The organism is Streptomyces sp. NBC_01549, from assembly GCF_026339955.1.
GTDB lineage: Bacteria > Actinomycetota > Actinomycetes > Streptomycetales > Streptomycetaceae > Streptomyces.
Genome location: NZ_JAPEPW010000001.1, coordinates 3108398 through 3130799, shown reverse-complemented (window position 1 = coordinate 3130799; position 22402 = coordinate 3108398). Strand labels below are relative to the sequence as shown.

Genomic DNA, 22402 nt, shown 5'->3' with positions numbered 1-22402 from the left:
ACGTGATGCCGCCCATACGGCGGATGCGCACGCCACAAAGATCGGTGTATGTGCGGGTGGTTCGCCCCAGATCGTCATCTTTCGGACCACGACTCGCGGACCGACATTTTGCGGACCTGCCGTAGGTGGCGGGTAGGGCCAGTGCGATGATGAGCCCGCCATGACTGCCCCCCACCAACGCAGGACGCGCTCCGGATACGAGCTCCGGATTCTGCGGGCCGCGGTGTTCGCCGCGGTCTGTGTCGTGCTGGCCGCGGCCGGTCATGGGCTCGCCTCCTGCGCCACCGTCCCGCTGTGGACGCTCGGCGCCGGATTCCTCGCGGTCTTCGCTGTCGCGGCCTCGCTGGCGGGGCGGGAGCGCTCGCTGCCGGGCATCGCCGCGCTGCTCGCGATCGGCCAGACCGTCCTGCACACGCTGTTCGGACTCGGCGGGACCGCCACGGCGTCGGCCTCCGGCTCCATGTCGATGGCCGACACCTCACTCGTGGAACGTGCCGCACGCCTCGTGTGCGGCACGACCGCGGCGGCGATCAGCCCGGCTCAGGCCATGAAGATCCTCGCCGACGCACGGCTCGACACGGGCATGACCTCGTCCATGCCCATGCCCCACTCCACGGACGCGATGGCGACCGCCACGGGGTCCTCGATGTCCGTGCTGCCGTCCCTACCGATGCTGCTCGGCCACGTCCTCGCGGCCGTCGCCGCCGGATGGGTGCTGCGCCACGGTGATCTGGCGCTGCTGCGCCTGATCCGACTGTCCGCGCACGGAGTCGCGGAAGGGGCGCTCATGCGGTCCCTGCGCGGGGCGCTAGCGCTCGTACGCGCCCTGCGGGCCGGACTTCCGGGTGCGCCCGACGCGGCACCGCGCGCCCGGCGCACCGCGCTTCTGACGCCGCCCAAGCCCCGTACCGCCGAGCTCCAGCACAGCGTCGTCCGCCGCGGACCGCCCCACTCCACCGCTCTCGTCCTCGCCGCCTGACACGACGCGCCACTCCACCGGACCGATCCGACGGGGGTGCCGTCGTGCGGCACGCGCGCGTGCACGCGATGACACCCCCCCGGGGCCGCATCGCACCGTCCGCACGCGCCCCCCTTCTCATCGGACTGAAAGTGGAGTGCTCTCTTCCATGAAGGCTTCCCGTATCGCCGCCGCCGGCGCCGTCGCCGCCTCGGCCGTCCTCGCCGTCTCCGCCCCCGCCTTCGCGCACGTCAGCGTGCAGCCGGAGGGCCAGGCCGCCAAGGGCGGTTACGCCGTCGTCGACTTCAAGGTCCCCAACGAGCGCGACGACGCCTCGACCAACAAGGTCGAGGTGAACTTCCCGACCGACCACCCGCTCGCCTCCGTCATGCCGCAGCCCCTCGACGGCTGGTCCGTGAAGGTCACCAAGAGCAAGCTGGCCAAGCCGCTCACGATGCACGGCGAGAAGATCTCCGAGGCCGTCACCAAGGTCACCTGGACCGCCACCGGCAAGGGCATCGAGCCGGGCTTCTTCCAGAAGTTCCCGCTCTCCGTCGGCGCGCTGCCCGAGGACACCGACGAACTCGTCTTCAAGGCGATCCAGACGTACGACAACAAGGAGGTCGTGCGCTGGATCGAGCCGCAGCAGGAGGGCAAGGAGGAGCCCGAGAACCCGGCTCCGGTGCTCACGCTCTCCGCCGCGTCCGCGGACGGGCACCACGGGTCCTCCGCAACCGCCGAGGACGCCTCCGACACCTCCACGGCGGCCCCCGCCTCGTCCACCTCCGCCTCGTCCTCGGACGGCGCTGACACCACCGCGCGCGTCCTCGGTGTCGTCGGCATCGTCGTCGGCGCGGCGGGCGTGGCGTACGGCGTTCTGGCCGGCCGGCGGCGCACCGCGGGCTGAGGCCCACCGCACCCCTCCTTTGTGCACCGGCAGGTCGTACGCCCTCGTCAAAGGGGTCGTACGACCCCGGTGCACACCGGAGCCCTCACATCTGGGACATTTTTCTATGCGCAAGAAGACGTATGCCGCGGCCGCCCTGTTCGCCGCGGCCGCACTGACCCTCTCCGCCTGCGGCAGCGGCGACGACAGCAACAAGCCGATCGCCGACGTGTCCGCCGAGGCCGGCACGGGCAAGGCCGCCACGGTCCTCGACAAGGCGTTCGAGAAGCCCGACCTCGTCCTCACCGACACGAACGGCAAGAAGTACGACTTCCGGGCCGAGACCAAGGGCGTCCCGACGCTCATCTACTTCGGCTACACCCACTGCCCCGACGTCTGCCCGACGACGATGAGCAACCTCGCCGTCGCCAAGAAGCAGCTGCCCAAGGCCGAACAGGACAAGTTCAAGGTCGTGTTCGTCACCACCGACCCGGCGCGCGACACTCCCGCCGCGCTCGGCAAGTGGCTCAAGGGGATCGACCCCGCCTTCGTCGGCCTCACCGGCGACTTCCCCACCGTCCAGGCGGGCGCCCGCACTCTCGGCATCTCCATCGAGCCGACGACGAAGGACAAGAACGGCAAGCTCGTCTCCGTGCACGGCACCCAGGTCATCGCGTTCTCACCGAAGACCGACGGGGGCTACGTGATCTACGGAGAGGACGCCACCGTCGACGACTACACCAAGGACCTCCCCAAGCTCATCAAGGGAGAGAATCCGTGAGCCGATCCGGAGCCCCTTCGAGGCGTCTCGCGGGATACGTGGCGCTGACCGCCACAGCGCTGGCGCTGGCGGGCTGCGGCTCCGACGACTCCTCCTCGCACAGCGCGGACAAGCCCGAACTGAAGATCACCGGCGCCTATATGCCCGCCCCCGTCATGGACACCATGGCGGCCGGCTTCTTCACCGTCACCAACTCCGGCGGCGCCGACACCCTGACCTCCGTCACCAGCGGCCTCGCCTCCGACGTCACGCTGCACTCCACCAAGGGGGGCGCGATGGAGGAGCGGAAGTCGTTCGCCGTGCCCGCCGACGGGTCACTGGACTTCGCGAGCGGCGGCAACCACCTCATGTTCGAAAAGCTCACCCACAAGCCCCTGGAGGGCGAGAAGGTGTCGGTGACGCTCCACTTCACCAAGGCGGGCGCGGTGAAGGTCTCCATGCCGGTGAAGTCCGCGACGTACAACCCCAAGACCGGGCACTGAGGGAGGGATCACCGTGACACAGACCATCGCTCCCCATGCGCCTGCCACCACCACTGGAGGGGTCGCTTTTCGGGTACGGGCACTGCTCTTGCTGCTCCTCGCCGTGGCCGGCGCGGTCCTGGCCGGCGCCACGCCCGCCTCCGCGCACGCCGCACTGACGGGCAGCACCCCCCAGCAGGGAGCGGTGGTCAACCAAGCACCCACCCAGGTCTCGCTGACGTTCTCCGAGAGGGTCGCCCTGTCCGACGGCTCGGTGCGCGTGCTCGACCCCAAGGGCAAGCGCGTCGACACCGGCAAAGCGGTCGACCTGGGCGGCACCACCTATGGCGTGAAGCTCCACTCGGGGCTGCCCGACGGCACGTTCACCGTCACCTACCAGGTGGTGTCGGCGGACAGCCATCCCGTATCCGGCGCCTTCACCTTCTCCATCGGCGCACCCTCGCAGACCTCCGTCGCGCTCTCCGACCCCGCCGTGGGCGGCGGAGTCGTCGGCGCACTCTATGGGATCGGACGGTATGTCTCGTACGCCGGATTCATCCTCCTGGTGGGTGGCGCGGCCTTCGTACTGACCTGCTGGCAGCGCGGCGCCGGCGTCCGTCCGGTGCAACGACTCGTGGTCTCCGGGTGGCTCGCGCTGACCGGCGCCACCCTCGCACTGCTGCTCCTGCGCGGCTCCTACGTCGGCTCCGGCAAGGTCGGCGACATCTTCGACCTGACACTGCTCGGACAGGTGCTGCAGACCAAGGCGGGAGCGGCACTGGTCTCACGGCTGCTGCTGCTCGCCGCGGGCGCGCTGTTCATCGCGGTGCTCTTCGGGGCGTACGCGCGGCGCGACGGGGCCCACACGTCGGATGAGGCCGAGGCGACCGACAAGGGCGCGCTGTCCGGCGAGGGCGAGCGCGAGGTGTCCGGCGAAGGCGACGCCGATGTCGAGAGGAAGGATCTCGCGTTCGGGCTCGCGATCGGCGGCACCGTCGTCGCGGCGGGCCTGGCGGCGAGCTGGGCGATGGCCGAGCACGCCTCCACCGGTATCCAGCCGGGCCTCGCGATGCCCGTCGACGTGCTGCACCTGCTGGCGGTCGCCGTCTGGCTGGGCGGCCTGTCGACGCTGCTGGTCGCGCTGTTCCGGGCGCCCGCCGAGGCGCAGATCGAGGCGGCGACCGTACGGCGCTTCTCACGCGTCGCGTTCGGCAGCGTGACCGTGCTGGCCGCGACCGGGATCTACCAGTCCTGGCGCCAGGTCGGCTCCTGGTCGGCCCTGACCGGAACGTCGTACGGGCAGCTGCTGCTCGTCAAGGTCGGCCTGGTGGCCGTCCTCATCGGCATCGGGTGGATCTCGCGGCGCTGGACGGCGCAGCTGTTCGAGGCACCCGAGGCGAAGGCCATGGCGACGGCCGGGGCCACGGCCGGAGCGACGGCTTACGCCGGACAGCGGACGAAGCAGTCGACGAAGGTGCCCGCGAATTCCAGAAACTCGAGCTCCAAGGACTCGACCTCCGGGGGCTCGACCTCGGGGGGCTCGACCTCGGGGAACTCCCGGCGCGCCGCTCAACTGGCCCGGCAACAGGCTGCCGTGGCCACCGCGCGTCAGAAGCGCCTCCGCGACGCCGACCCGGCACGGGCAGGCCTGCGTCGCTCGGTGCTCGCCGAGGCGGGCGTCGCCGTCGTCCTGCTGGCCGTGACGACCGTACTGACGTCCACCGAGCCGGGGCGTACGGAGGAGACGGCCCAGCAGTCCACCACGTCCTCCTCACAGCGGTCCGGGTCCCTCTCACTGAAGCTCCCGTTCGACACGGGCGGCCAGGACGGCAAGGGCACCGCGGAGGTCACCCTCGACCCGGCCCGCGTCGGCGGCAACGAGATGCACGTCTACGTGGAACGGCCGAACGGCAAGGCCTTCGACATCCCCGAGGTGAAGGTCGCCTTCACCCTGGAGGCCAAGAAGATCGGCCCGCTGCCGGTGACCCCCGACCGCATCGCCACCGGCCACTGGTCGGCGATCGGGGTGCAGATCCCGATGGCGGGCGACTGGGAGATCGCGGTGACCGTACGCACCTCCGATATCGACCAGACGACCGTCACCAAGAACGCGAAGATCGGCTGAACCTCACCATGGCTGACCAGTCCACTCCGGAAGCCACCTCGGAAAATGCCCTTTCAGGAGAGGCCGTTTCCCAGAAACCCTCTTCTGTTTCCCAGAAGCCCTCTTCTGGAGGAGTCTTTTCCCGGCGCCGACTGCTCGGCACCGCCGGTGCCACCGGTCTCGCCCTGGGCGCGGCCGGAGGTGCCGCCGGTTACGCGGCCGCACCGTCCACCGACAAGGCCGCGCCCCTGACCTCGCTCGGCGCGGACACGGTGATGTTTCACGGGAAACATCAGCCCGGCATCACCACCGCGCTCCAGGCCCGTGGCCACCTCGTCGCCTTCGACCTGGCCGCGGGCGCGGGCCGCAAGGAGGCCGCCGCACTGCTGCGCCGCTGGTCGACGACCGCCCAGCGGCTGATGGCGGGCGAGGCCGCCACGCAGGACGACACGGACGTCGCCCGTGACGCCGGACCGTCGTCCCTGACGGTCACTTTCGGCTTCGGAAACAGCTTCTTCGCGCGGACAGGCCTGGAGAAGCAGCGCCCGGTCGCCCTCGACCCGCTGCCCGACTTCTCCTCCGACCACCTCGACAAGTCACGCAGCAACGGCGACCTGTGGGTGCAGATCGGCGCCAACGACGCCCTGGTCGCCTTCCACGCCCTGCGCACACTCCAGAAGGACGCGGGCAGCGCTGCCCGGGTGCGCTGGCAGATGAACGGTTTCAACCGCTCGCCCGGCGCCACGGCCCAGCCGATGACGGCCCGCAACCTGATGGGCCAGATCGACGGCACCCGCAATCCGAAGCCGTCCGAGGCCGACTTCGACCAGCGCATCTTCGTGCCCGCCGCCGGCGACCCGGCGTGGATGGCGAACGGCTCGTACGCCGTCGTACGCCGGATCCGGATGCTTCTCGACGACTGGGAGAAGCTCTCGGTCAAGGCCCAGGAGGACGTCATCGGGCGGAAGAAGTCCACCGGGGCGCCGCTGACCGGCGGCACCGAGACGACCGCGATGAACCTCGACAAGACCGACGCCGACGCCAACCTGGTCGTTCCTCTCAACGCGCACGCCCGGATCACCCGGCCGGACCGGAACGGCGGCGCCGCGATGCTGCGCCGCCCGTTCTCCTTCCACGACGGCTTCGACACGGGCGGGGTGCCCGACGCCGGCCTGCTCTTCGTCTGCTGGCAGGCGGATCCGCTGCGCGGCTTCGTCCCGGTGCAGCGCAAGCTCGACCGCGGCGACGCCCTGTCGACGTTCATACGCCACGAGGCGAGCGGGCTGTTCGCGGTGCCGGGCGGGGCGGCGGAGGGGGAGTACGTGGGGCAGCGGCTGCTGGAAGGGTGATCCCGGGCAGAGCGGGCCCTATTAGGGTGACGAGTATGTCGGCGACGCGCTACACCTATCTCGGCCCCGAGGGAACGTTCACCGAGGCCGCCCTCCGCACGCTCCCGGAAGCCGCGACACGGGAGCTGGTGCCCATGGTGTCCGTGCCGGCCGCGCTCGACGCGGTGCGCGGGAGCGAGGCCGCGGGCGCGCTCGTCCCGATCGAGAACTCGGTCGAGGGCGGTGTCACCGCCACCCTCGACGAGCTCGCCAAGGGCGAGCCGCTGATGATCTACCGCGAGGTCGTCCTGCCGATCGCCTTCGCCCTGCTGGTCAGGCCCGGCACCGCCCTGAAGGACATCAAGACGGTCACCGGCCATCCGGTCGCCCAGCCGCAGGTACGCAACTGGCTCGGCACCAACCTGCCGAACACCGTGTGGGAGTCGGCGGCCTCGAACGCGGACGGCGCCCGCCTGGTCCAGGAGGGCCGGTACGACGCGGCCTTCGCGGGCGAGTTCGCGGCGGCGACCTACGGGCTCGAGCCACTGGTGACCGAGATCCACGACGCGGCGAACGCCGAGACCCGCTTCGTGCTGGTCGGCCGTCCGGCCCGGCCCGCGGCCCCGACCGGCGCCGACAAGACGTCCGTGGTCATCTGGCTCGGCGACGACCACCCGGGTGCACTGCTCGAACTCCTCCAGGAGTTCGCCGTGCGTGGCGTCAACCTGATGCGGATTGAATCGCGGCCCACCGGCCAGGGCATCGGCAACTACTGCTTCTCCGTGGACGCGGAGGGCCACATCACCGACCGCCGCGTGGGCGAGGCACTGATGGGCCTCAAGCGCATCAGCCCCCAGGTGCGCTTTCTCGGGTCCTATCCGCGGGCCGGGGTCGCCCTGAAGGACGTACGGCCGCTGCGGCCCGGAACATCGGACGGCGATTTCTCGGCGGCATCGGACTGGCTGGCGCGCTGCCAGGACGGACGGTTCTAGGCCGTTCCAGGCTTTCTGTGGCTCCGGGCCTGTTCCAGGCCCCATTGCACTGGTCCTACCTGCAGATTTTCCTCATCCACAGATGTTATCCACAGGTGTGCTTCTCGACCTGGGGACAAGTCGACAACGAAGCACTACATCATCGACAAATCGGCCTACAGGGCCCAAGTTCGTCCACAGCCCCGCACGTCACCCCTCGTCCACTCTTTTCCCTTGATCAATCCTTTGGAGCGAAGCATTTCCACTCGAACGTGGGTGTACGGATGGTTTGACCCGGGAATTCTTCGTCCCGCATGCGGCTTTCGGAAGGATCACCTCCGAAGTCCACAGATCTTCCGCACAGCCTGTGGATAACTCTGCGGGAGCGTGAACCCTGTGGACAACCTCTTCTCAAGTACCGCTCTTCACAAGGGAATCCAGTCAACCTCCTGGTTACCGTCTGCCCCGTTTCAGGGAGTACCGTCCCTTTTATTGACGCGGACCGACTCTGATGGGCGATCATTGACGAGCGTCGGCGATCAAGAAAAATTCGGTCCGGCATTTCACTCATAACGCCACAGAACCGACGGAGCGGAATATCGAGTCGATGGCCGGAAGCGCGCACCGGTAGCCTTGAGGGGTGATTGACCTTCGCCTGCTCCGTGAGGACCCCGACCGTGTTCGCGCCTCCCAGCGCGCCCGTGGAGAGGACGTCGCCCTCGTCGACTCCCTCCTCTCTGCCGACGAGCGGCGCAGGTCGTCCGGCGTCCGCTTCGACGAGCTCCGATCCGAGCAGAAGGCGCTCGGCAAGCTGATCCCCAAGGCCTCCGGCGACGAGAAGGCCGAGCTGCTGAAGAAGGCCGGGGAGCTCGCGGCCGCCGTCAAGGCCGCCGACGCCGAACAGCACGAGGCGGACGAGGAGACCAAGCGTCTGCTCCTCCAGCTCGGCAACCTGGTCCACCCGGACGTCCCGGTCGGCGGCGAGGAGGACTTCGTCGTCCTGGAGACGCACGGCACGATCCGCGACTTCGGCGCCGAGGGCTTCGAGCCCAAGGACCACCTGGAGCTCGGCGAGGCGCTCGGTGCCATCGACGTCGAGCGGGGCGCCAAGGTCTCCGGCTCGCGCTTCTACTACCTGACGGGTGTCGGCGCGCTCCTGGAACTCGCCCTCGTCAACGCCGCGATCGCGCAGGCCACCGAGGCCGGCTTCACCCCGATGCTGACCCCGGCCCTGGTCCGCCCGCGCGCCATGGAGGGCACCGGCTTCCTCGGCCAGGCCGCGGAGAACGTGTACCACCTGGAGAAGGACGACTACTACCTGGTCGGCACCTCCGAGGTCCCCCTCGCGGCGTACCACATGGACGAGATCCTGGACGCCGGCCAGTTGCCGCTGCGCTACGCCGGCTTCTCGCCGTGCTTCCGCCGCGAGGCCGGTACCTACGGCAAGGACACCCGCGGCATCTTCCGTGTGCACCAGTTCGACAAGGTCGAGATGTTCTCGTACGTCGACCCCGAGGACGCGGAGAACGAGCACAAGCGGCTCCTCGACTGGGAGAAGCAGTGGCTGACCGGCCTCGAGCTGCCCTTCCAGGTCATCGACGTGGCCTCGGGCGACCTCGGTGCCTCCGCGTCCCGCAAGTTCGACTGCGAGGCGTGGATCCCGACCCAGGGCAAGTACCGCGAGCTGACCTCAGCCTCGAACTGTGACGGCTTCCAGGCCCGCCGCCTGTCCGTGCGCATGCGCGACGGCAAGAAGGTCCAGCCGCTGGCGACGCTGAACGGCACGCTGTGCGCCGTCCCGCGCACGATCGTGGCGATCCTGGAGAACCACCAGCTGGCCGACGGCTCCGTGCGGGTGCCCGAGGTGCTGCGTCCGTACCTGGGCGGCCGTGAGGTCCTGGAGCCGATCTCCAAGTGACCGCCGCCGCCGGGTCGACCGGTTCGTTCCCCTACAAGCTCGTCGCGACCGATCTCGACGGCACGCTGCTGCGTTCCGACGAGACGGTCTCGGAGCGCACGCGTGAGGCACTCGCCGCGGCGGGCGCCGCGCACATCGTCGTCACCGGGCGCGCGGTGCCCTGGACCCGGCACATCCTCGACGACCTCGGCTACGAGGGTCTCGCGGTGTGCGGCCAGGGCGCGCAGGTGTACGACGCGGGGGAACACCGGTTGCTCACCTCGGTGACGCTGGACCGGCAGCTCGCCGGGCTCGCGCTCGCCAAGATAGAGGCGGAGGTCGGCCCACTGCTGCTGGCCGCGAGCCGCGACGGCCTCGACGGTGAGGTGCTGGTCGGCCCCGGCTACCGGCGGCTGGAGGGACAGCTGCCGGTCGTCCCGATCAGGGACGCGGCGGACCTCTGGTCGGCCCCTCTGAACAAGCTGTACGTGCAGCACCCGACGCTCTCCGACGACGAGCTGGCCGCGGTGGCGGCGGAGGTCGCGGGCGGTCTCGTCGGCGTCACCATGGCGGGCGCGGGGATAGTGGAACTCCTCCCCCTCGGCCTCTCCAAGGCCACGGGGCTGTCTCTCGCCGCCCGCCGCCTCGGTGTGAAGGCCGCGGACACGATCGCCTTCGGTGACATGCCCAACGACATCCCGATGTTCGCGTGGGCGGCCCACGGCGTGGCCATGGCGAACGCCCACGACGATCTCAAGGCGGTCGCGGACGAGGTGACGTCCTCGAACGAGGAGGACGGCATCGCGGTGGTGCTGGAGCGGTTGCTGGGTCAGCGGGTGAGGGCGCAGCCCGCGGCGCCCGGTGCCCCGTAGAACACCCCGACTCTGCCAAGTTCCAGTGACAACGTCTCGCGGAGGATGCGCGGATCGAACGCGCGCGGGGTTGACCCCGACCACGGCTTAGCAAGCCGGTGCCTTACCTCTCGGCCAATCCTCCGGGTGGGCGGCCCGCGCGGCGTACGCGCGCTCGAAGCGGCCGCCCCGGGCAGCCCCCCGTGCGGGCGGGCTCCACGGAGAGGTAACTACTCCGGAGCCTGCCGCGGGCTGCCCTGTAGGGAGCTCGACGGACTGCTACTGATGGGCATCGTCGCGCTCCTCTCCCAGAACGTAGCGCCGGCTCGATGCGGCGACGTGGACATAACTACTGTGCCCGTACGCCGACTTGGGCGCCACTGAATAAAGCCGCTCCCCAAGGGGGTTACCGGCGGCGCCACCTGCGCCGACGGGCCTTGCTGAAGAACCATCCCGCGGGCGGCTCGTCGGAGCGCCAGGGCTGCGGATCGGGTCCCCCCTCGCGCCAGCGGGCGGCGAGCATACGGGCGCGGGCGGACGGTTCGGTCGTCTCCGCCGAGCGTATGAAGCTCTCGTCCAGTACGAGGTCGTCCCAGACGTCCTCGGTCTCCCTCTGTCCTTCGCCTTGCGGTTCCGCCATCCCCGTTCCTCCTAGCCGCGCGTCCCCTCGGCCCAGTGTGCCGGGCCAGAGGTGAAGCCACTGTCAAGAAAAAAGGGGGGCGCCACGCGCGCGTACGTGGCGACGACCAGTACACGCGCGTGGAGCCCCCGGCTCACTCCTCGCCGGCCAGCGTCAGCGACCGCAGTCGCTGCCCGGCGTACCAGGTGGCGAGCACGGTGACCACGACCAGGAACACCGTCGCGGTGGGCAGGCCCACGTCCGAGGTGACGAGGTCGCCGCCGGTGACCTTGTGGCCCACGGCGAGCGCCCACTGCTGGACGCTGAGCGTGCGCGCGCCGGACACCAGCGACCCGAACAGGGCCTCCCAGACCAGCGCGTAGACGAGCCCGAAGACCACCGCGTGCCGGGTGACCGTCCCCAGCAGCAGGAACAGCGCGGCGTACGCGATCGAGGCGACCAGCGCCGCCACGGTGTAGGCGACGGCGACCTGCTGGCCGTTGCCGTTCAGGATCATGCCCGCGATGAACGTCGGCAGGGCGGAGAACGCCATGGTGACGGCGATCGCGACGATCAGCTTGGTGAAGATGATCGTCGGCCGCTTCAGGGGCTTGGCCAGCAGATACACCACCGAGCCGTCGTCGATCTCGGGGCCGATCGCGCCGGTGCCGGCGATGACGCCGATGATCGGCACCATCGTGGCGAGCGCGAAGCCGCCGAGCAGGTCCGAGGCCACCTGGTCGTCGGCTCCGGCGAAGCCGCGTACGGCCGCGGAGATCACGATGAGCAGGACGGGCAGTGCGCAGAGGATGAGGGCCCGGCGGCGGCCGAGCAGGGCTCGATACGTGAGCCGGGCGACTGTGGGGTCGTACATCTTTGGCCTCCTACGCCGCGACGAGATACGAGAAGACGGACTCGAGGGACTCGTCGGACGGCGAGACCGTGAGCAGCCGGATGCCGTGCTCGCGCGCGACGCGCGGCAGCAGCGCCGTGAACCGGCCGAAGTCGACCGCCTGGATGCGCAACGCGCCCTCGGCCAGGTCCACTTCGATGCCGGACGTCGACGGATCGGCGATCAGCGCGGCGGCCAGTGCCCGGTCGTCGCTGGAGCGCACCAGGTAGCGGTGCGGACGGTCGGTCATCAGGCGGCGGATGCGGCGGAAGTCCCCGCTGGCCGCGTGGCGTCCGGCGACGATCACCTCGATGTGGGCGGCGAGTTGTTCGACCTCTTCGAGGATGTGGGACGAGAACAGCACCGTGCGGCCCTCGTCGCCCATGCGGCGCAGCAGGTCCATGAGCTGCATGCGCTGGCGCGGGTCCATGCCGTTGAAGGGCTCGTCGAGCAGCAGCAGGGACGGGTCATGGACGAGGGCGGAGGCCATCTTCACGCGCTGCCGCATGCCCTTGGAGTACGTGGAGATCTTGCGGTCCTGCGCGTACTCCATCTCGACCGTGGCGAGCGCCCGTTGGGCGGCCTTCGCTCCCAGGCCGTGCAACTCGGCGTTGGCGACGACGAATTCCTGGCCCGTGAGGAAGTCGTACATCGCCTCGCGCTCCGGGACGATGCCGATGTGCTTGTAGATCTGTTCGTTGCGCCAGACCTGCCGGCCGTCGAGGGTGACGGTGCCGGTGGAGGGGGCGAGGAAGCCGCCCATCATGTTGATGAGGGTGGACTTCCCGGCGCCGTTCGGGCCGAGCAGGCCGGTGACGCCGGGGCCGATCGTCATCGTGATGTCGTTGACCGCCACCACGTTGCCGAACCAGCGCGAGACATGGTCGATGTTGAGCGTGGTCACAGCCCGACCTTTCGGTAGCGGCGCAGCAGGAGACCGTAGGAGCCCGCGATGAGCCCCAGGACGGCGACGAGGAAGACGACTCCCTGCCCGGACGAGGGGCCCTCCCCGCCGGGGAAGGCGGAGGTGGCGCCGAGGAAGGCGGTCTGCACCCCGTCGATGAGCGTGATGGGAGAGAAGAGGCCGAGCCAGGGGACGGCCGAGGAGCTGGACTGCTCGTAGGCGATGGCCTGGACGGTCGACACGGCTCCGTAGGAGATGGTCAGCGCCGCTATGACGGCCGCGATGCCGAAGCCGCGGCGTGGGGTGATCGACGAGATGACCAGGCCGATCCCGGCGAAGAGCAGTGACAGCAGTGCCACCGAGACCAACCCCTGTCCGAAGCCCTTCGTCTGGTCGGAGAAGTCGAGCTTCGCCAGAAGTGCCCCTACGTAGAGCACGATCAGCGGCGCGGCCGTCAGGATGAACAGCGCCGAGGCCAGCGCCGCGTACTTGGCGCGTACGTAGTCGACGATCTCGATGGGGCGTGAGAAGTACAGCGGTACGGTCTTGAAGCGCAGGTCGCGCGAGACGGACTGGGGTCCCTGGGAGGCGACGTACAGGCCGATGACGGCCTGCATGATGACCGCGTAGCGCGTGTAGTCGACCGGCAGGGCCTTCGCCTTGGTGGCGACCGCGACGGCCACCATGATGAGTGCGGGGACGCACATCACCACGAAGAGCAGCATCGGCAGCACCTTGGACTTGACCGAGCGGCCCAGGCCGTAGGAGCCGCGCAGGGACTGCGAGTACAGCGAGCGGCGGGCGTAGCCGCGGCCCAGGCGCGGGCCGTCGTAGTGGCGGTAGCCGATGTCGTGGATCCGGGTCTGCTCACCGCGTGGGGTGAGGGACTGCTCAACTGCCATGGCTCACTGCCTCCTTCCGTACGCCCTGCGCGTCCGTCGCGTCCGTCTGTTCCTCGCGGAAGACCTCCGCGATGTGGTGCCTGCGCTGTTCCATCCGGATCAGGCCGAGGCCGAGGTCGGCGACGACGTCGCGGACGAGGTCGTAGGTCTCCTCGCCCTCGGCGGTCAGCAGCAGGATGTGTCCGGCGCCCGGCAGTCCGCTGCCGTCGTGGGTCTCGACCCCGCGCGCGTGGAGCGCCTCGCGGGCCGCGCTGGTGCCGTCCGGGTGCTCGTCGGTGTCGGTGACCTCGATGGCCAGGGTCGTCGTGGTCTGGGTGAAGTCCGTGGTGGAGCTGGACCGCAGCAGCTTGCCGCCGTCGACGACCACGACGTGGTCGCAGGTGCGCTCCAGCTCGCCCAGCAGGTGCGAGGTCACCAGGACGGAGATCCCGAACTCGGTGTGGATACGGCGGATGAGGCCGAGCATCTCGTCGCGGCCGACCGGGTCGAGGCCGTTGGTCGGCTCGTCGAGGAAGACCAGCTGGGGGTCGTGGACGAGGGCCTGCGCGAGCTTGACGCGCTGCTTCATGCCAGTCGAGTAGCCACCGATGGGGCGGTAGCGCTCCTCGTACAGTCCGACGTGGCGCAGGGTGTCCGCGGTGCGCTCGCGGGCCGCGGTCGGCGGGAGCCCGGACATGCGTGCCATGTGGACGACGAACTCGGTGGCCGAGACGTCGGGGGGCAGGCAGTCGTGCTCGGGCATGTACCCGACCCGCTCGCGGATGGCGCCGCCTTGGGTGGCGACATCGAGACCGAGCACTTGGGCGCGGCCCTCGGTGGCGGGGGAGAGACCCAGCAGGATCTTGATCAGTGTGGACTTGCCGGCTCCGTTGGCTCCGACGAGTCCGGTCACACCGGGCCCGACGTCCACGGAGAGCCGGTCAAGAGCGGTCACCCGGGGGTACCGCTTGCTCAGGCTTTCGGTCGCGATCACAGTCACGTTGTCGAAGGTAGTGGCGCACGCCACAGCGGTCGTCAACCCACGGAGCTGGATCCGCGTCAGCCTCGAGTCGTACGGGCCCGTAGGGGTCCCCCTGAAGTCGAACAACCGGCGAGGGTTTATCCACATCGAGCCGGTTGTCCACAGGCGCCGCGCAGGTCTATTGACGCATCCTCTAACAACTGTCACATTCGCCAGTGTCACGTTACGGACACGTACCGTGCGGCGCTGGGCGAAGGAGAAGTGACCACGTGACTCTCGAAGGCGCGCGCGAGCGCCGGGTGCGGACGGGTGGGATCGAGCTGTGTGTCGCCGAGCTGGGCGATCCGGCCGGGCCCACGGTGGTGCTCGTGCACGGCTATCCGGACTCCAAGGAGGTGTGGTCCGCGGTCGCGACCCGCCTGGCCGAGCGTTTCCACGTGGTGCTCTACGACGTCCGTGGCCACGGCGGGTCGACGGCCCCGCGGCCGCTGCGGGGCGGGTTCACCCTGGAGAAGCTGACGGACGACTTCCTGGCCGTCGTGGACGCGGTGAGCCCCGACCGGCCGGTGCACCTGGTGGGGCACGACTGGGGTTCGGTGCAGTCCTGGGAGTTCGTCACGGTCGCGCGCACCCAGGGCCGGATCGCCTCCTTCACCTCGATGTCCGGGCCGTCCCTCGACCACTTCGGCCACTGGATCAAGCGGCGGGTACGGCGGCCCACCCCGCGCAGGGTCGGCCAGCTCCTCGGTCAGGGCGCCAAGTCCTGGTACGTGTACCTGCTGCACACGCCCGTGCTGCCCGAGCTCGCCTGGCGCGGCCCCCTCGGCAAGCAGTGGCCGAAGATCCTGCGGCGGGTCGAGAAGGTACCCGCGGGCGACTATCCGACCGCTTCGCTGCCGACGGACGCGGCGCACGGCGCCTGGCTGTACCGCGACAACGTACGGGCCCGGCTGAAGAGGCCACGCCCGGACGCCTACGCGCACGCGCCCGTGCAGCTCGTCACACCCCTGGGGGACGCGTTCCTCTCCGAGCGGCTCTACGACGGCCTGGAGGAGTGGGTCCCGCGGCTCGTGCGTCGCACCCTCCCGGACAAGCACTGGATCCCGCGTACCCGGCCCGACCAACTGGCGGCCTGGATCACGGACTTCGTGCACGCCAACGAGGACGGTGTGCCGGTGCGGGGCACCCTGGCGACGGGCAAGTATGCCGACCGGTTCGGCGGACAGCTCGTGCTGGTCACCGGCGCCGGCAGCGGCATCGGGCGGGCCACCGCCTTCGCGTTCGCCGAGGCCGGCGCGCGCGTGGTGGCCGTCGACCGGGACGCGCAGGGCGCGGCCCGTACGGCGGAGATGTCCCGGCTGATCGGCTCCCCCGAAGCGTGGGCCGAAACGGTCGACGTCTCCGACGAGCAGGCCATGGAGAAGCTCGCCGAGAAGGTCGCCGACGAGTACGGCGTGGTGGACGTGCTGGTGAACAACGCCGGGATCGGGCTGTCCGGGTCCTTCTTCGACACGACTCCGGAGGACTGGAAGAAGGTCCTCGACGTCAACCTGTGGGGCGTGATCCACGGCTGCCGGCTCTTCGGCAGGCAGATGGCCGAGCGCGGCCAGGGCGGCCACATCGTCAACACCGCGTCGGCGGCGGCGTACCAGCCTTCGAAGGCGCTGCCCGCCTACAGCACCTCCAAGGCGGCCGTGCTGATGCTCAGCGAGTGCCTGCGCGCGGAGCTGGCCGGGCAGGGCATCGGCGTCTCGGCGATCTGCCCGGGCTTCGTCAACACGAACATCACCTCGACGGCGCACTTCGCCGGGGTCGACGCGACCGAGGAGAAGCGCCGCCAGAAGAAGTCGGCGCGGCTGTACGGGCTGCGCAACTACCCGCCGGAGAAGGTGGCCGACGCGATCCTGCGCGCGGTGGTCCGCAACCAGGCGGTCGTGCCCGTCACCCCCGAGGCGCGCGGCGCCCGCCTGATGTCCCGCCTGGCACCCAGGGCGCTGCGCGCGATCGCACGGATGGAGCCACCGCTGTGAGGTTCGCCGCCGTCCGCAACAGGACCGTACGCAAGGGCCTGTTGCCCCTCCAGGAGGAGCTCGGCACGGCCATGTCCCGCTGTCCGCGGCGGTCGTACCATCCCTCGCAGGAGGGCTCGCCGCGCGGGACCGTCGCGTAGTACCCAGGGGGTCGGGAGGCAGGCAGCGTGAACGACGAGCCGGTCGGGGTCGCGTACCGCATCGAGGATCTGGCGCATCACAGCGGCGCCACGGTACGGACGATCCGCGCCTATCAGGACCGCGGGCTGCTTCCCCGTCCCGAGCGGCGCGGTCGCGCCAACGTGTACGCGGACGCGCATCTGGCCCGGCTGCGGCAGATCGCCGACCTCCTGGACCGCGGCTACACACTGGCGTCCATCAAGGAGCTCCTGGAGGCCTGGGACGCGGGCCGGGGTCTGGGCGGGATCCTCGGTCTGGTCGCGGAGGTCGACGGACCGTGGACCGACGAGGAGGCCGTGCGGATGTCGCGGGCCGAGCTGGACGAGCGGTTCGGTGGCAGCCCGGACGACGCGGCGGTGGCGGAGGCGGTGGAGCTCGGTGTCCTGGAGCGTGTCCCCGGCGACGCCGAGGTGTATCTGGTCCCGAGTCCCCAAGAGCTCGCCGTTGCGGCGGAGTTGTACGCGGCGGGCGTTCCGTTGTCCGCGATCTCGGGCCATCTGCGGGAGTTGCGGGGCAAGGTCGAGCACATCGCCTCGCGTTTCCTGGAGTTCACGACCGAGCATGTCTTCGCGCGCTATCTCGGTGAGCATCCGCCGAGCGACGCGGAAGCGACCGAGGCGGCCTCCCTCGTACGCCGTCTGCGACCGCTCGCCCGGCAGACGGTGGACGCGGAACTGGCGCGCGCCATGCGACTGTTCGCGAACCGGCACCTGCGTGATCACCTGGGAACTCGGCAACCCCACGGCCCTACGGACGGGAAACGTTCCGTGGCGCTCCCCGTCGCCACAACGCTGGCTGTGGAGGCCTTGGTTGGCGCCGGGCAGGTGGCGGCCTTCGTCACGGCGGCTGCGGAACGGGAGGTCCAGGCAAGGACCTTGGACCACCTCACCTCAAATCACAACAATCACAACATTGTTGACGAAACACCGTAAATCTCCTGCGAGTTGTCCACAGATTCGTCAATTCACCTGTGGATAACCGGACTTGCTTGTGGATCAAACCTCCGAAGCAAAATCAAATGCGTGATCCGCCTCTCGCCAGGCACGCTGGCAGGATGAACGAACCGATGGATGAAAGACGCACCGTGAAGGTGTCGAAGTACCTCTCGAAGCATCTGCGGCATCAGCCCGAGCGGATCGGGCTCACGCTCGGCGAGGGAGGCTGGGTCGAGATCGACGCGTTGATCGCGGCAGCGGCGGCGCACGGCTTCCGCATCACCCGCGAAGAGCTCGACCATGTGGTGGCCACGAACGACAAGCGACGCTTCGCCGTGGCGGGCACCCGTATCCGCGCCAGCCAGGGCCACTCCGTCGAGGTCGACCTCGGGCTGCCCCCGGCGACTCCGCCGGCGTATCTCTACCACGGCACCGTGGCCCGCAACCTGGACGCGATCCGGGCCGAGGGCCTGCGGCCCATGAACCGGCACGACGTGCATCTCTCGCCCGACCGCGAGACCGCGACCCGCGTCGGCGCCCGCCGCGGCCGCCCCGTCGTGCTCGGTGTGGACGCCGCCGCCATGCACCGCGACGGCCATGTATTCCGGGTGAGCGCGAACGGGGTGTGGCTCACCGAGGCCGTACCACCGGGGTACCTGCGCTTCCCCGGCCCGCACTGATCGTCCGCCGCCCGTCCGGTCATGGAGCGATCATGCGCCGGCCACGACCACCCCGCGACTCCGCTTACGCTCGATGCATGAGTCTGCGTCTGAGCACTGTGACCCTGCCGTACCTCCGCTGGCACGAGGGCGGGCGTGCCGCCTGGCAGCGTGCCGAGCAGCTCGGCTTCCACACCGCGTTCACGTACGACCACCTGTCGTGGCGGACCTTCCGGGACGGCCCCTGGTTCGGTGCCGTCCCCACACTCACCGCCGCGGCCGCCGCAACCGAGCAGCTCCGCCTGGGCACCCTCGTGACCTCGGTCAAGCCTTTTTCGCCTATCGCAGCCTGACCTGGGAGGATTCCCTGCTGGGCCGGCGTGCCAGCAACAGCACTTCCCTGCTCAGATGCCGATGAGCCGGACTCGGTCACCGCACAGTCGGGCCATGTCGTCGACGTCGGACGTCAGGATGGCCACTGGCCCGGGCTGGCGCAGTGCCATCTCGGCAACAGTCGCGTCGATCGCGTACTTGTGGCCGTGCAGACCTGCGGCCTTGAGCAGTTCCGCGGACGCTTTCGCTGCGTTCTCGGTCACCGGCTCGACCTTGACGCGGGACAGCACCCACCGCAGTCGGGGCATGTTCACCCGCGCATGGCTGACTTCCACGATGGTGTTGGCGCCGATGACGAAATCGGCACCCATGCTGTGGAACACCTGGAACATCGCGAGGATCTTGCGGTCCTGGGCAATCCAGGCGGAGACCCCCTGGGAGTCCAGGACGACGGTCTCGACGTGGTCGTTCACGCCGCGCTCGCCGACCCGTCGGCGTCCGCCGTCCCGAAGATCCTTGAGCGGGCCTCAGCCAGCTCCTCCTCCGTGAACGCCCCGTGCTCCTCCTGGTGACGCTGCAGGTCGGCACCGAGCAGCTGGTGGCGCAACTGACGCGCCACCGCCTCGGCCACATAACCGGAGACGTTGTCGGTGAGCTTCCTCAGCTCGGCGACCTGCTCGGTCGGCAGCGTCACCGTGATACGAGTCGTGTCAGCCATGACGTGAGCATACTGCGATATGCGCACCAGGTCATTCCGACCTGCGGTTCCTCCGCTCCGATGGGCCGCGGCCTGCGGCGGCCGGGGCCTCAACGGGAATCGGTGACTGTCAGCGGCCGACGGCAAGCGCACTGAGGCGGTCCCCGATCACGGAGACACCGGGGCGGGGTTCGTTCGCGTAGTACCACGGCTTGCGTCGGCGCAGCAGCGCCTCGCCGTGCTCGCTCCAGGTGAATCCGGGCTTCCTCAACAGCTTCCGGAACACCGCGTCGGCCGTCTCCGGATGGGCGGCGGCCAGTCGGCGGATCGGCAGTGGCGCGATCGACTCCTCGCGCAGGTACGCGCGCAACAGGTCCTGGTACTGCCTGCGGCCCGCGAGAGCCGGATCCGCGAAGAGGTCCCGCAGCATCCCGTAGTCCGCGTAGAAGTTGAGCCCGTCGACCTCGTCGTAGATGACGCCGATGGTGTCCGACTCCGCGAGTTCTCGCGGCAGCTCGAAAAACGGCAGGTCCAGGCCGGGAAGCCGCCTGCCCCAGGTACGGTCGGGCTGTCCGGCGACGGCTGCCTCTTGGCGCTGGCGGTAGTAGCCATTGAGGAGGTCCTCAGCTTCGGCAGGCGGAAGGACCAGTTCGTCGCCGCCGCAGAACTCGACAAACGCGGCCCGGTCCTCCCGCATCCGCTGCCATCCCTGCTCAAGCTTTTCGGGATTGCGGAAAACCAGTTCGGGCCGACTGGTGGTCAGGTGGAGAGCGGCCTGGGCGATCTCGGTGGCGCTGGACTTGGGATAGCTCGACATCGCCCCGGACACCAGCCACGCCCCGCCGGCCGAGTGGACCGGTACCAGGCAGGTGTGGAGGAAGCCTCCCTTGGACACTCCATGGAACGCCGCCCGCCCGACATTCGAGTACGTGCGGTACTCCAGGTCGTCGACCAAGTTCAGCAGGACGACGGCATCCCCTTCCTTACGCTGGATCTCGAAGATGCCCTCCACCGCGTCCCGCCAACCGAGCAGCATCTCCCGGTCGACCGCGGTCAAGTCCTTCCGTCCAGCGACGAAGCGGTCCACCACGGTCGAACCGTCCGGCAGGCGGTACCGCAGGATGAAGTGGTCGATGATCCGGATCGCCTCGCCCTCGTCCAACTGCCGCTCAGGCCCTGCGGCCTCCAGCAGGAGGGGCGTCAACCACCGGTCAAAGCGGGCGCTCTGCCCGAAGGCGACCAGCTGCCCTTTCAACTCGGCACTGCGCTCGATGAGGTCGGTCAGCGACGGTTCGCCGCCGCCCTGATGCCAGCCTTGTACGACGTCAGCCACGTTGCCCTTCCACACAAGCCGGTTCCGCGTGGGGTGTGAGGTGCTCGGCCTCAACCGGCCCAGTGACGGTACGCCTCGATCCACTCCGCGCCCTCGGGCGCCGGGCTGGGCAACGGCAGCTCCAGGATTCCGATCGATTGCCGAATGCCGCCGCGAGAGCACAGAGCGACGATCCGTCCGTCCGGCGTGAGGTCAATGCCGTCCACGGTTACCTCGCCGCCGAGAACCGCCGTGGTGAAGGGCAGGCCGAGATGTTCCTCAAGCATGGTGAACAGACCGGTCAGCTGCTCGTCCTCGTTGTAGGCGTCGACAGTCGCCTCTTCGATCATGGCCTCAAGCACGACCGTATCCACCACACCCATGGGGCAACACTAGCGACCCTCGGGATGACACCGGGCGGCCATGGCGCTGCTGGTATCCCACCTCCGGGACGACGAGGGCGGATGGTGGCCCGTGGCACCGGCCGGCACCGACCTCATCGCGGCACTCACCAGGGTCTGGGCGTAACGCTTCAGTCAACGACCTGAACGAGATATGACCGCCACCTTGAGCCCCAGGTGGACCATCCAGATCAGGGAGCGAGGAGGCACAAGTTCACCTCAGTCAAGCCTTTTTCGCCTATCACAATGTGACCTGCGAAAACGAGGCTGCGCTGAGGGCGGAATGCCCCAGTGAGACCCACGGGTGAGAGTCAATGGCCGCTTACCCCAGCTGGGCGGGTGCCTCCATGGCGATCTGCTCGAAGACCTTCTCGTCGGCGGCAAAGTCCGAGTCGGGAATCGGCCAGTGGACGACGATCTCGGTGAAGCCCAGTTCCTGGTGCCGGCCCGCGAAGTCGACGAAGGCACCGAGGGACTCCAGCGGACGGCCACGGTCCGGGGTGAAGCCGGTGAGCAGGATCTTGTCGAGGTCGCTGACGTCCCGCGCGTGCTCGGCGCACACGTCCGCGAGCCGCTCGGCCTGTCCACGCAGTGCCTGGAGGGACTGCTCCGGCGTGCCGTTCTCGTACAGCTTCGGGTCGCCGGTGGTCACCCACGCCTGTCCATACCGCGCGGCCAGCCGCAGCCCACGCGGGCCGGTGGCGGCCACCGCGAAAGGCAGCCGGGGCCGCTGCACGCACCCGGGGATGTTGCGCGCCTCGTGCGCCGAGTAGAAGTCGCCCTCGTACGAAACCCCGTCCTTACCGTCCTCGGTCAACAGCCGGTCGAGCAGTGGCACGAACTCGGCGAGCCGGTCGGCACGCTCGCGCGGGGTCCACGGCTCCTGGTCGCTCTTCAGGAGGGTCGTCGCGTCGAAGCCGGTGCCACCCGCGCCGATGCCGAGGGTGACCCGCCCGCCGGAGATGTCGTCGAGCGAGATCAGCTCCTTGGCGAGGGTCACCGGGTGCCTGAAATTAGGCGACGTGACGAGGGTGCCCAAACGCATCCGCTCGGTAACACTCGCGGCGGCCGTCAGCGTCGGCACCGCGCCGAACCACGGCCCGTCCCGAAACGAACGCCAGGACAGGTGGTCGTAGGTGTACGCGGTGTGGAACCCGAGCTCCTCCGCACGCTGCCAGGCGGCACGACTCCCCTCGTGCCAGCGGCGGTACGGCAGGATCACGGTGCTCAGACGCAGACTCATGACTCAAAGCCTACGGCCGCACCAAGGGCGGTCTGACAACTCCGGCCGGGCCCCAACCCGACACACGACGGCGTCTCGTTCCGTCCGGTCCCGCTGC

General features: G+C 69.5%; 24 protein-coding genes and 1 tRNA gene. 14 read left to right on the top strand and 11 right to left on the bottom strand.

Annotation, left to right across the window (positions count from 1 at the left end; genetic code table 11):
• Positions 1 to 160: 160 nt before the first annotated feature.
• From OG819_RS13800 to OG819_RS13760, 9 genes are all read left to right on the top strand, one after another.
• Complete coding sequence (locus OG819_RS13800) at positions 161 to 979, top strand: hypothetical protein (protein ID WP_266626288.1); 819 nt, start codon at positions 161 to 163, stop codon at positions 977 to 979.
• 148 nt (positions 980 to 1127) lie between these two features.
• On the top strand, positions 1128 to 1865 hold the full coding sequence (locus tag OG819_RS13795; protein WP_266649594.1) for a YcnI family protein: 738 nt from the start codon (positions 1128 to 1130) through the stop codon (positions 1863 to 1865).
• 106 nt (positions 1866 to 1971) lie between these two features.
• On the top strand, positions 1972 to 2625 hold the full coding sequence (locus OG819_RS13790; RefSeq protein ID WP_266432791.1) for an SCO family protein: 654 nt from the start codon (positions 1972 to 1974) through the stop codon (positions 2623 to 2625).
• Positions 2622 to 3107, top strand: coding sequence for a copper chaperone PCu(A)C (locus OG819_RS13785; RefSeq protein ID WP_266626292.1), 486 nt, complete (start codon positions 2622 to 2624; stop codon positions 3105 to 3107). Before OG819_RS13790 ends, OG819_RS13785 begins: the two co-directional genes overlap by 4 nt.
• Positions 3108 to 3120: 13 nt before the next feature.
• Positions 3121 to 5211 (top strand): copper resistance protein CopC, encoded by a 2091-nt coding sequence (locus OG819_RS13780; protein WP_266649592.1) that lies wholly within the window; start codon positions 3121 to 3123, stop codon positions 5209 to 5211.
• An 8-nt stretch (positions 5212 to 5219) separates the two neighbouring features.
• Positions 5220 to 6539, top strand: coding sequence for an iron uptake transporter deferrochelatase/peroxidase subunit (efeB, locus tag OG819_RS13775; RefSeq protein ID WP_266649590.1), 1320 nt, complete (start codon positions 5220 to 5222; stop codon positions 6537 to 6539).
• Between the two features lie 35 nt (positions 6540 to 6574).
• Entirely contained in the window at positions 6575 to 7510 is a 936-nt protein-coding gene (gene pheA / locus OG819_RS13770) for a prephenate dehydratase (protein WP_266626298.1), read from the top strand.
• Between the two features lie 619 nt (positions 7511 to 8129).
• Positions 8130 to 9407 carry a serine--tRNA ligase gene (serS, locus tag OG819_RS13765; protein WP_266626300.1) on the top strand — a complete coding sequence of 426 codons (1278 nt, stop codon included), beginning with the start codon at positions 8130 to 8132 and terminating at the stop codon, positions 9405 to 9407.
• Positions 9404 to 10258 (top strand): HAD family hydrolase, encoded by an 855-nt coding sequence (locus OG819_RS13760; protein WP_266649588.1) that lies wholly within the window; start codon positions 9404 to 9406, stop codon positions 10256 to 10258. The genes serS and OG819_RS13760 overlap by 4 nt, the downstream gene beginning before the upstream one ends.
• A gap of 39 nt (positions 10259 to 10297) precedes the next feature.
• On the opposite strand, the gene OG819_RS13755 is transcribed toward OG819_RS13760, so the two are convergent.
• The 6 genes from OG819_RS13755 to OG819_RS13730 form a co-directional block, all read right to left on the bottom strand.
• Positions 10298 to 10382, bottom strand: a tRNA-Ser gene (locus OG819_RS13755).
• 261 nt (positions 10383 to 10643) lie between these two features.
• On the bottom strand, positions 10644 to 10877 hold the full coding sequence (locus OG819_RS13750; protein ID WP_095853733.1) for a hypothetical protein: 234 nt from the start codon (positions 10875 to 10877) through the stop codon (positions 10644 to 10646).
• Between the two features lie 133 nt (positions 10878 to 11010).
• Positions 11011 to 11730 carry an ABC transporter permease gene (locus tag OG819_RS13745; RefSeq protein ID WP_266626304.1) on the bottom strand — a complete coding sequence of 240 codons (720 nt, stop codon included), beginning with the start codon at positions 11728 to 11730 and terminating at the stop codon, positions 11011 to 11013.
• A 10-nt stretch (positions 11731 to 11740) separates the two neighbouring features.
• Entirely contained in the window at positions 11741 to 12652 is a 912-nt protein-coding gene (locus tag OG819_RS13740; RefSeq protein ID WP_266583785.1) for an ABC transporter ATP-binding protein, read from the bottom strand.
• A complete protein-coding gene (locus tag OG819_RS13735; RefSeq protein ID WP_266583787.1) occupies positions 12649 to 13554 on the bottom strand; it encodes an ABC transporter permease in 906 nt (301 codons plus the stop codon). Before OG819_RS13735 ends, OG819_RS13740 begins: the two co-directional genes overlap by 4 nt.
• Positions 13544 to 14527 carry an ABC transporter ATP-binding protein gene (locus tag OG819_RS13730; protein WP_266634494.1) on the bottom strand — a complete coding sequence of 328 codons (984 nt, stop codon included), beginning with the start codon at positions 14525 to 14527 and terminating at the stop codon, positions 13544 to 13546. The genes OG819_RS13735 and OG819_RS13730 overlap by 11 nt, the downstream gene beginning before the upstream one ends.
• A gap of 257 nt (positions 14528 to 14784) precedes the next feature.
• On the opposite strand from OG819_RS13730, the gene OG819_RS13725 reads away from it, so the two are divergent.
• The 5 genes from OG819_RS13725 to OG819_RS13705 all read left to right on the top strand — a co-directional run bounded on the left by OG819_RS13725 (position 14785) and on the right by OG819_RS13705 (position 18672).
• Positions 14785 to 16545, top strand: coding sequence for an SDR family oxidoreductase (locus OG819_RS13725; protein WP_266626307.1), 1761 nt, complete (start codon positions 14785 to 14787; stop codon positions 16543 to 16545).
• Entirely contained in the window at positions 16542 to 16685 is a 144-nt protein-coding gene (locus OG819_RS13720; RefSeq protein ID WP_266626309.1) for a hypothetical protein, read from the top strand. The genes OG819_RS13725 and OG819_RS13720 overlap by 4 nt, the downstream gene beginning before the upstream one ends.
• A 27-nt stretch (positions 16686 to 16712) precedes the next feature.
• Positions 16713 to 17657, top strand: coding sequence for a MerR family transcriptional regulator (locus OG819_RS13715; protein ID WP_266626311.1), 945 nt, complete (start codon positions 16713 to 16715; stop codon positions 17655 to 17657).
• Positions 17658 to 17791: 134 nt separating this feature from the next.
• Positions 17792 to 18340 (top strand): RNA 2'-phosphotransferase, encoded by a 549-nt coding sequence (locus OG819_RS13710; RefSeq protein WP_266626313.1) that lies wholly within the window; start codon positions 17792 to 17794, stop codon positions 18338 to 18340.
• A 77-nt stretch (positions 18341 to 18417) separates the two neighbouring features.
• Positions 18418 to 18672, top strand: coding sequence for an LLM class flavin-dependent oxidoreductase (locus tag OG819_RS13705; RefSeq protein ID WP_266649586.1), 255 nt, complete (start codon positions 18418 to 18420; stop codon positions 18670 to 18672).
• A gap of 51 nt (positions 18673 to 18723) precedes the next feature.
• Here OG819_RS13705 and OG819_RS13700 read toward each other — a convergent pair whose 3' ends face one another.
• The 5 genes from OG819_RS13700 to OG819_RS13680 all read right to left on the bottom strand — a co-directional run bounded on the left by OG819_RS13700 (position 18724) and on the right by OG819_RS13680 (position 22305).
• Positions 18724 to 19125 (bottom strand): DNA-binding protein, encoded by a 402-nt coding sequence (locus OG819_RS13700; protein WP_266626317.1) that lies wholly within the window; start codon positions 19123 to 19125, stop codon positions 18724 to 18726.
• Positions 19122 to 19370 carry a hypothetical protein gene (locus OG819_RS13695; RefSeq protein ID WP_266626318.1) on the bottom strand — a complete coding sequence of 83 codons (249 nt, stop codon included), beginning with the start codon at positions 19368 to 19370 and terminating at the stop codon, positions 19122 to 19124. Before OG819_RS13695 ends, OG819_RS13700 begins: the two co-directional genes overlap by 4 nt.
• 109 nt (positions 19371 to 19479) lie before the next feature.
• A complete protein-coding gene (locus OG819_RS13690; RefSeq protein WP_266626319.1) occupies positions 19480 to 20682 on the bottom strand; it encodes a hypothetical protein in 1203 nt (400 codons plus the stop codon).
• A gap of 50 nt (positions 20683 to 20732) precedes the next feature.
• Positions 20733 to 21044, bottom strand: coding sequence for a hypothetical protein (locus tag OG819_RS13685; RefSeq protein WP_266626321.1), 312 nt, complete (start codon positions 21042 to 21044; stop codon positions 20733 to 20735).
• 340 nt (positions 21045 to 21384) lie between these two features.
• The gene (locus OG819_RS13680; protein WP_266626323.1) at positions 21385 to 22305 is read right to left on the bottom strand and encodes an LLM class flavin-dependent oxidoreductase; all 921 of its coding nucleotides are present in this window, start codon (positions 22303 to 22305) and stop codon (positions 21385 to 21387) included.
• Positions 22306 to 22402: the final 97 nt, after the last annotated feature.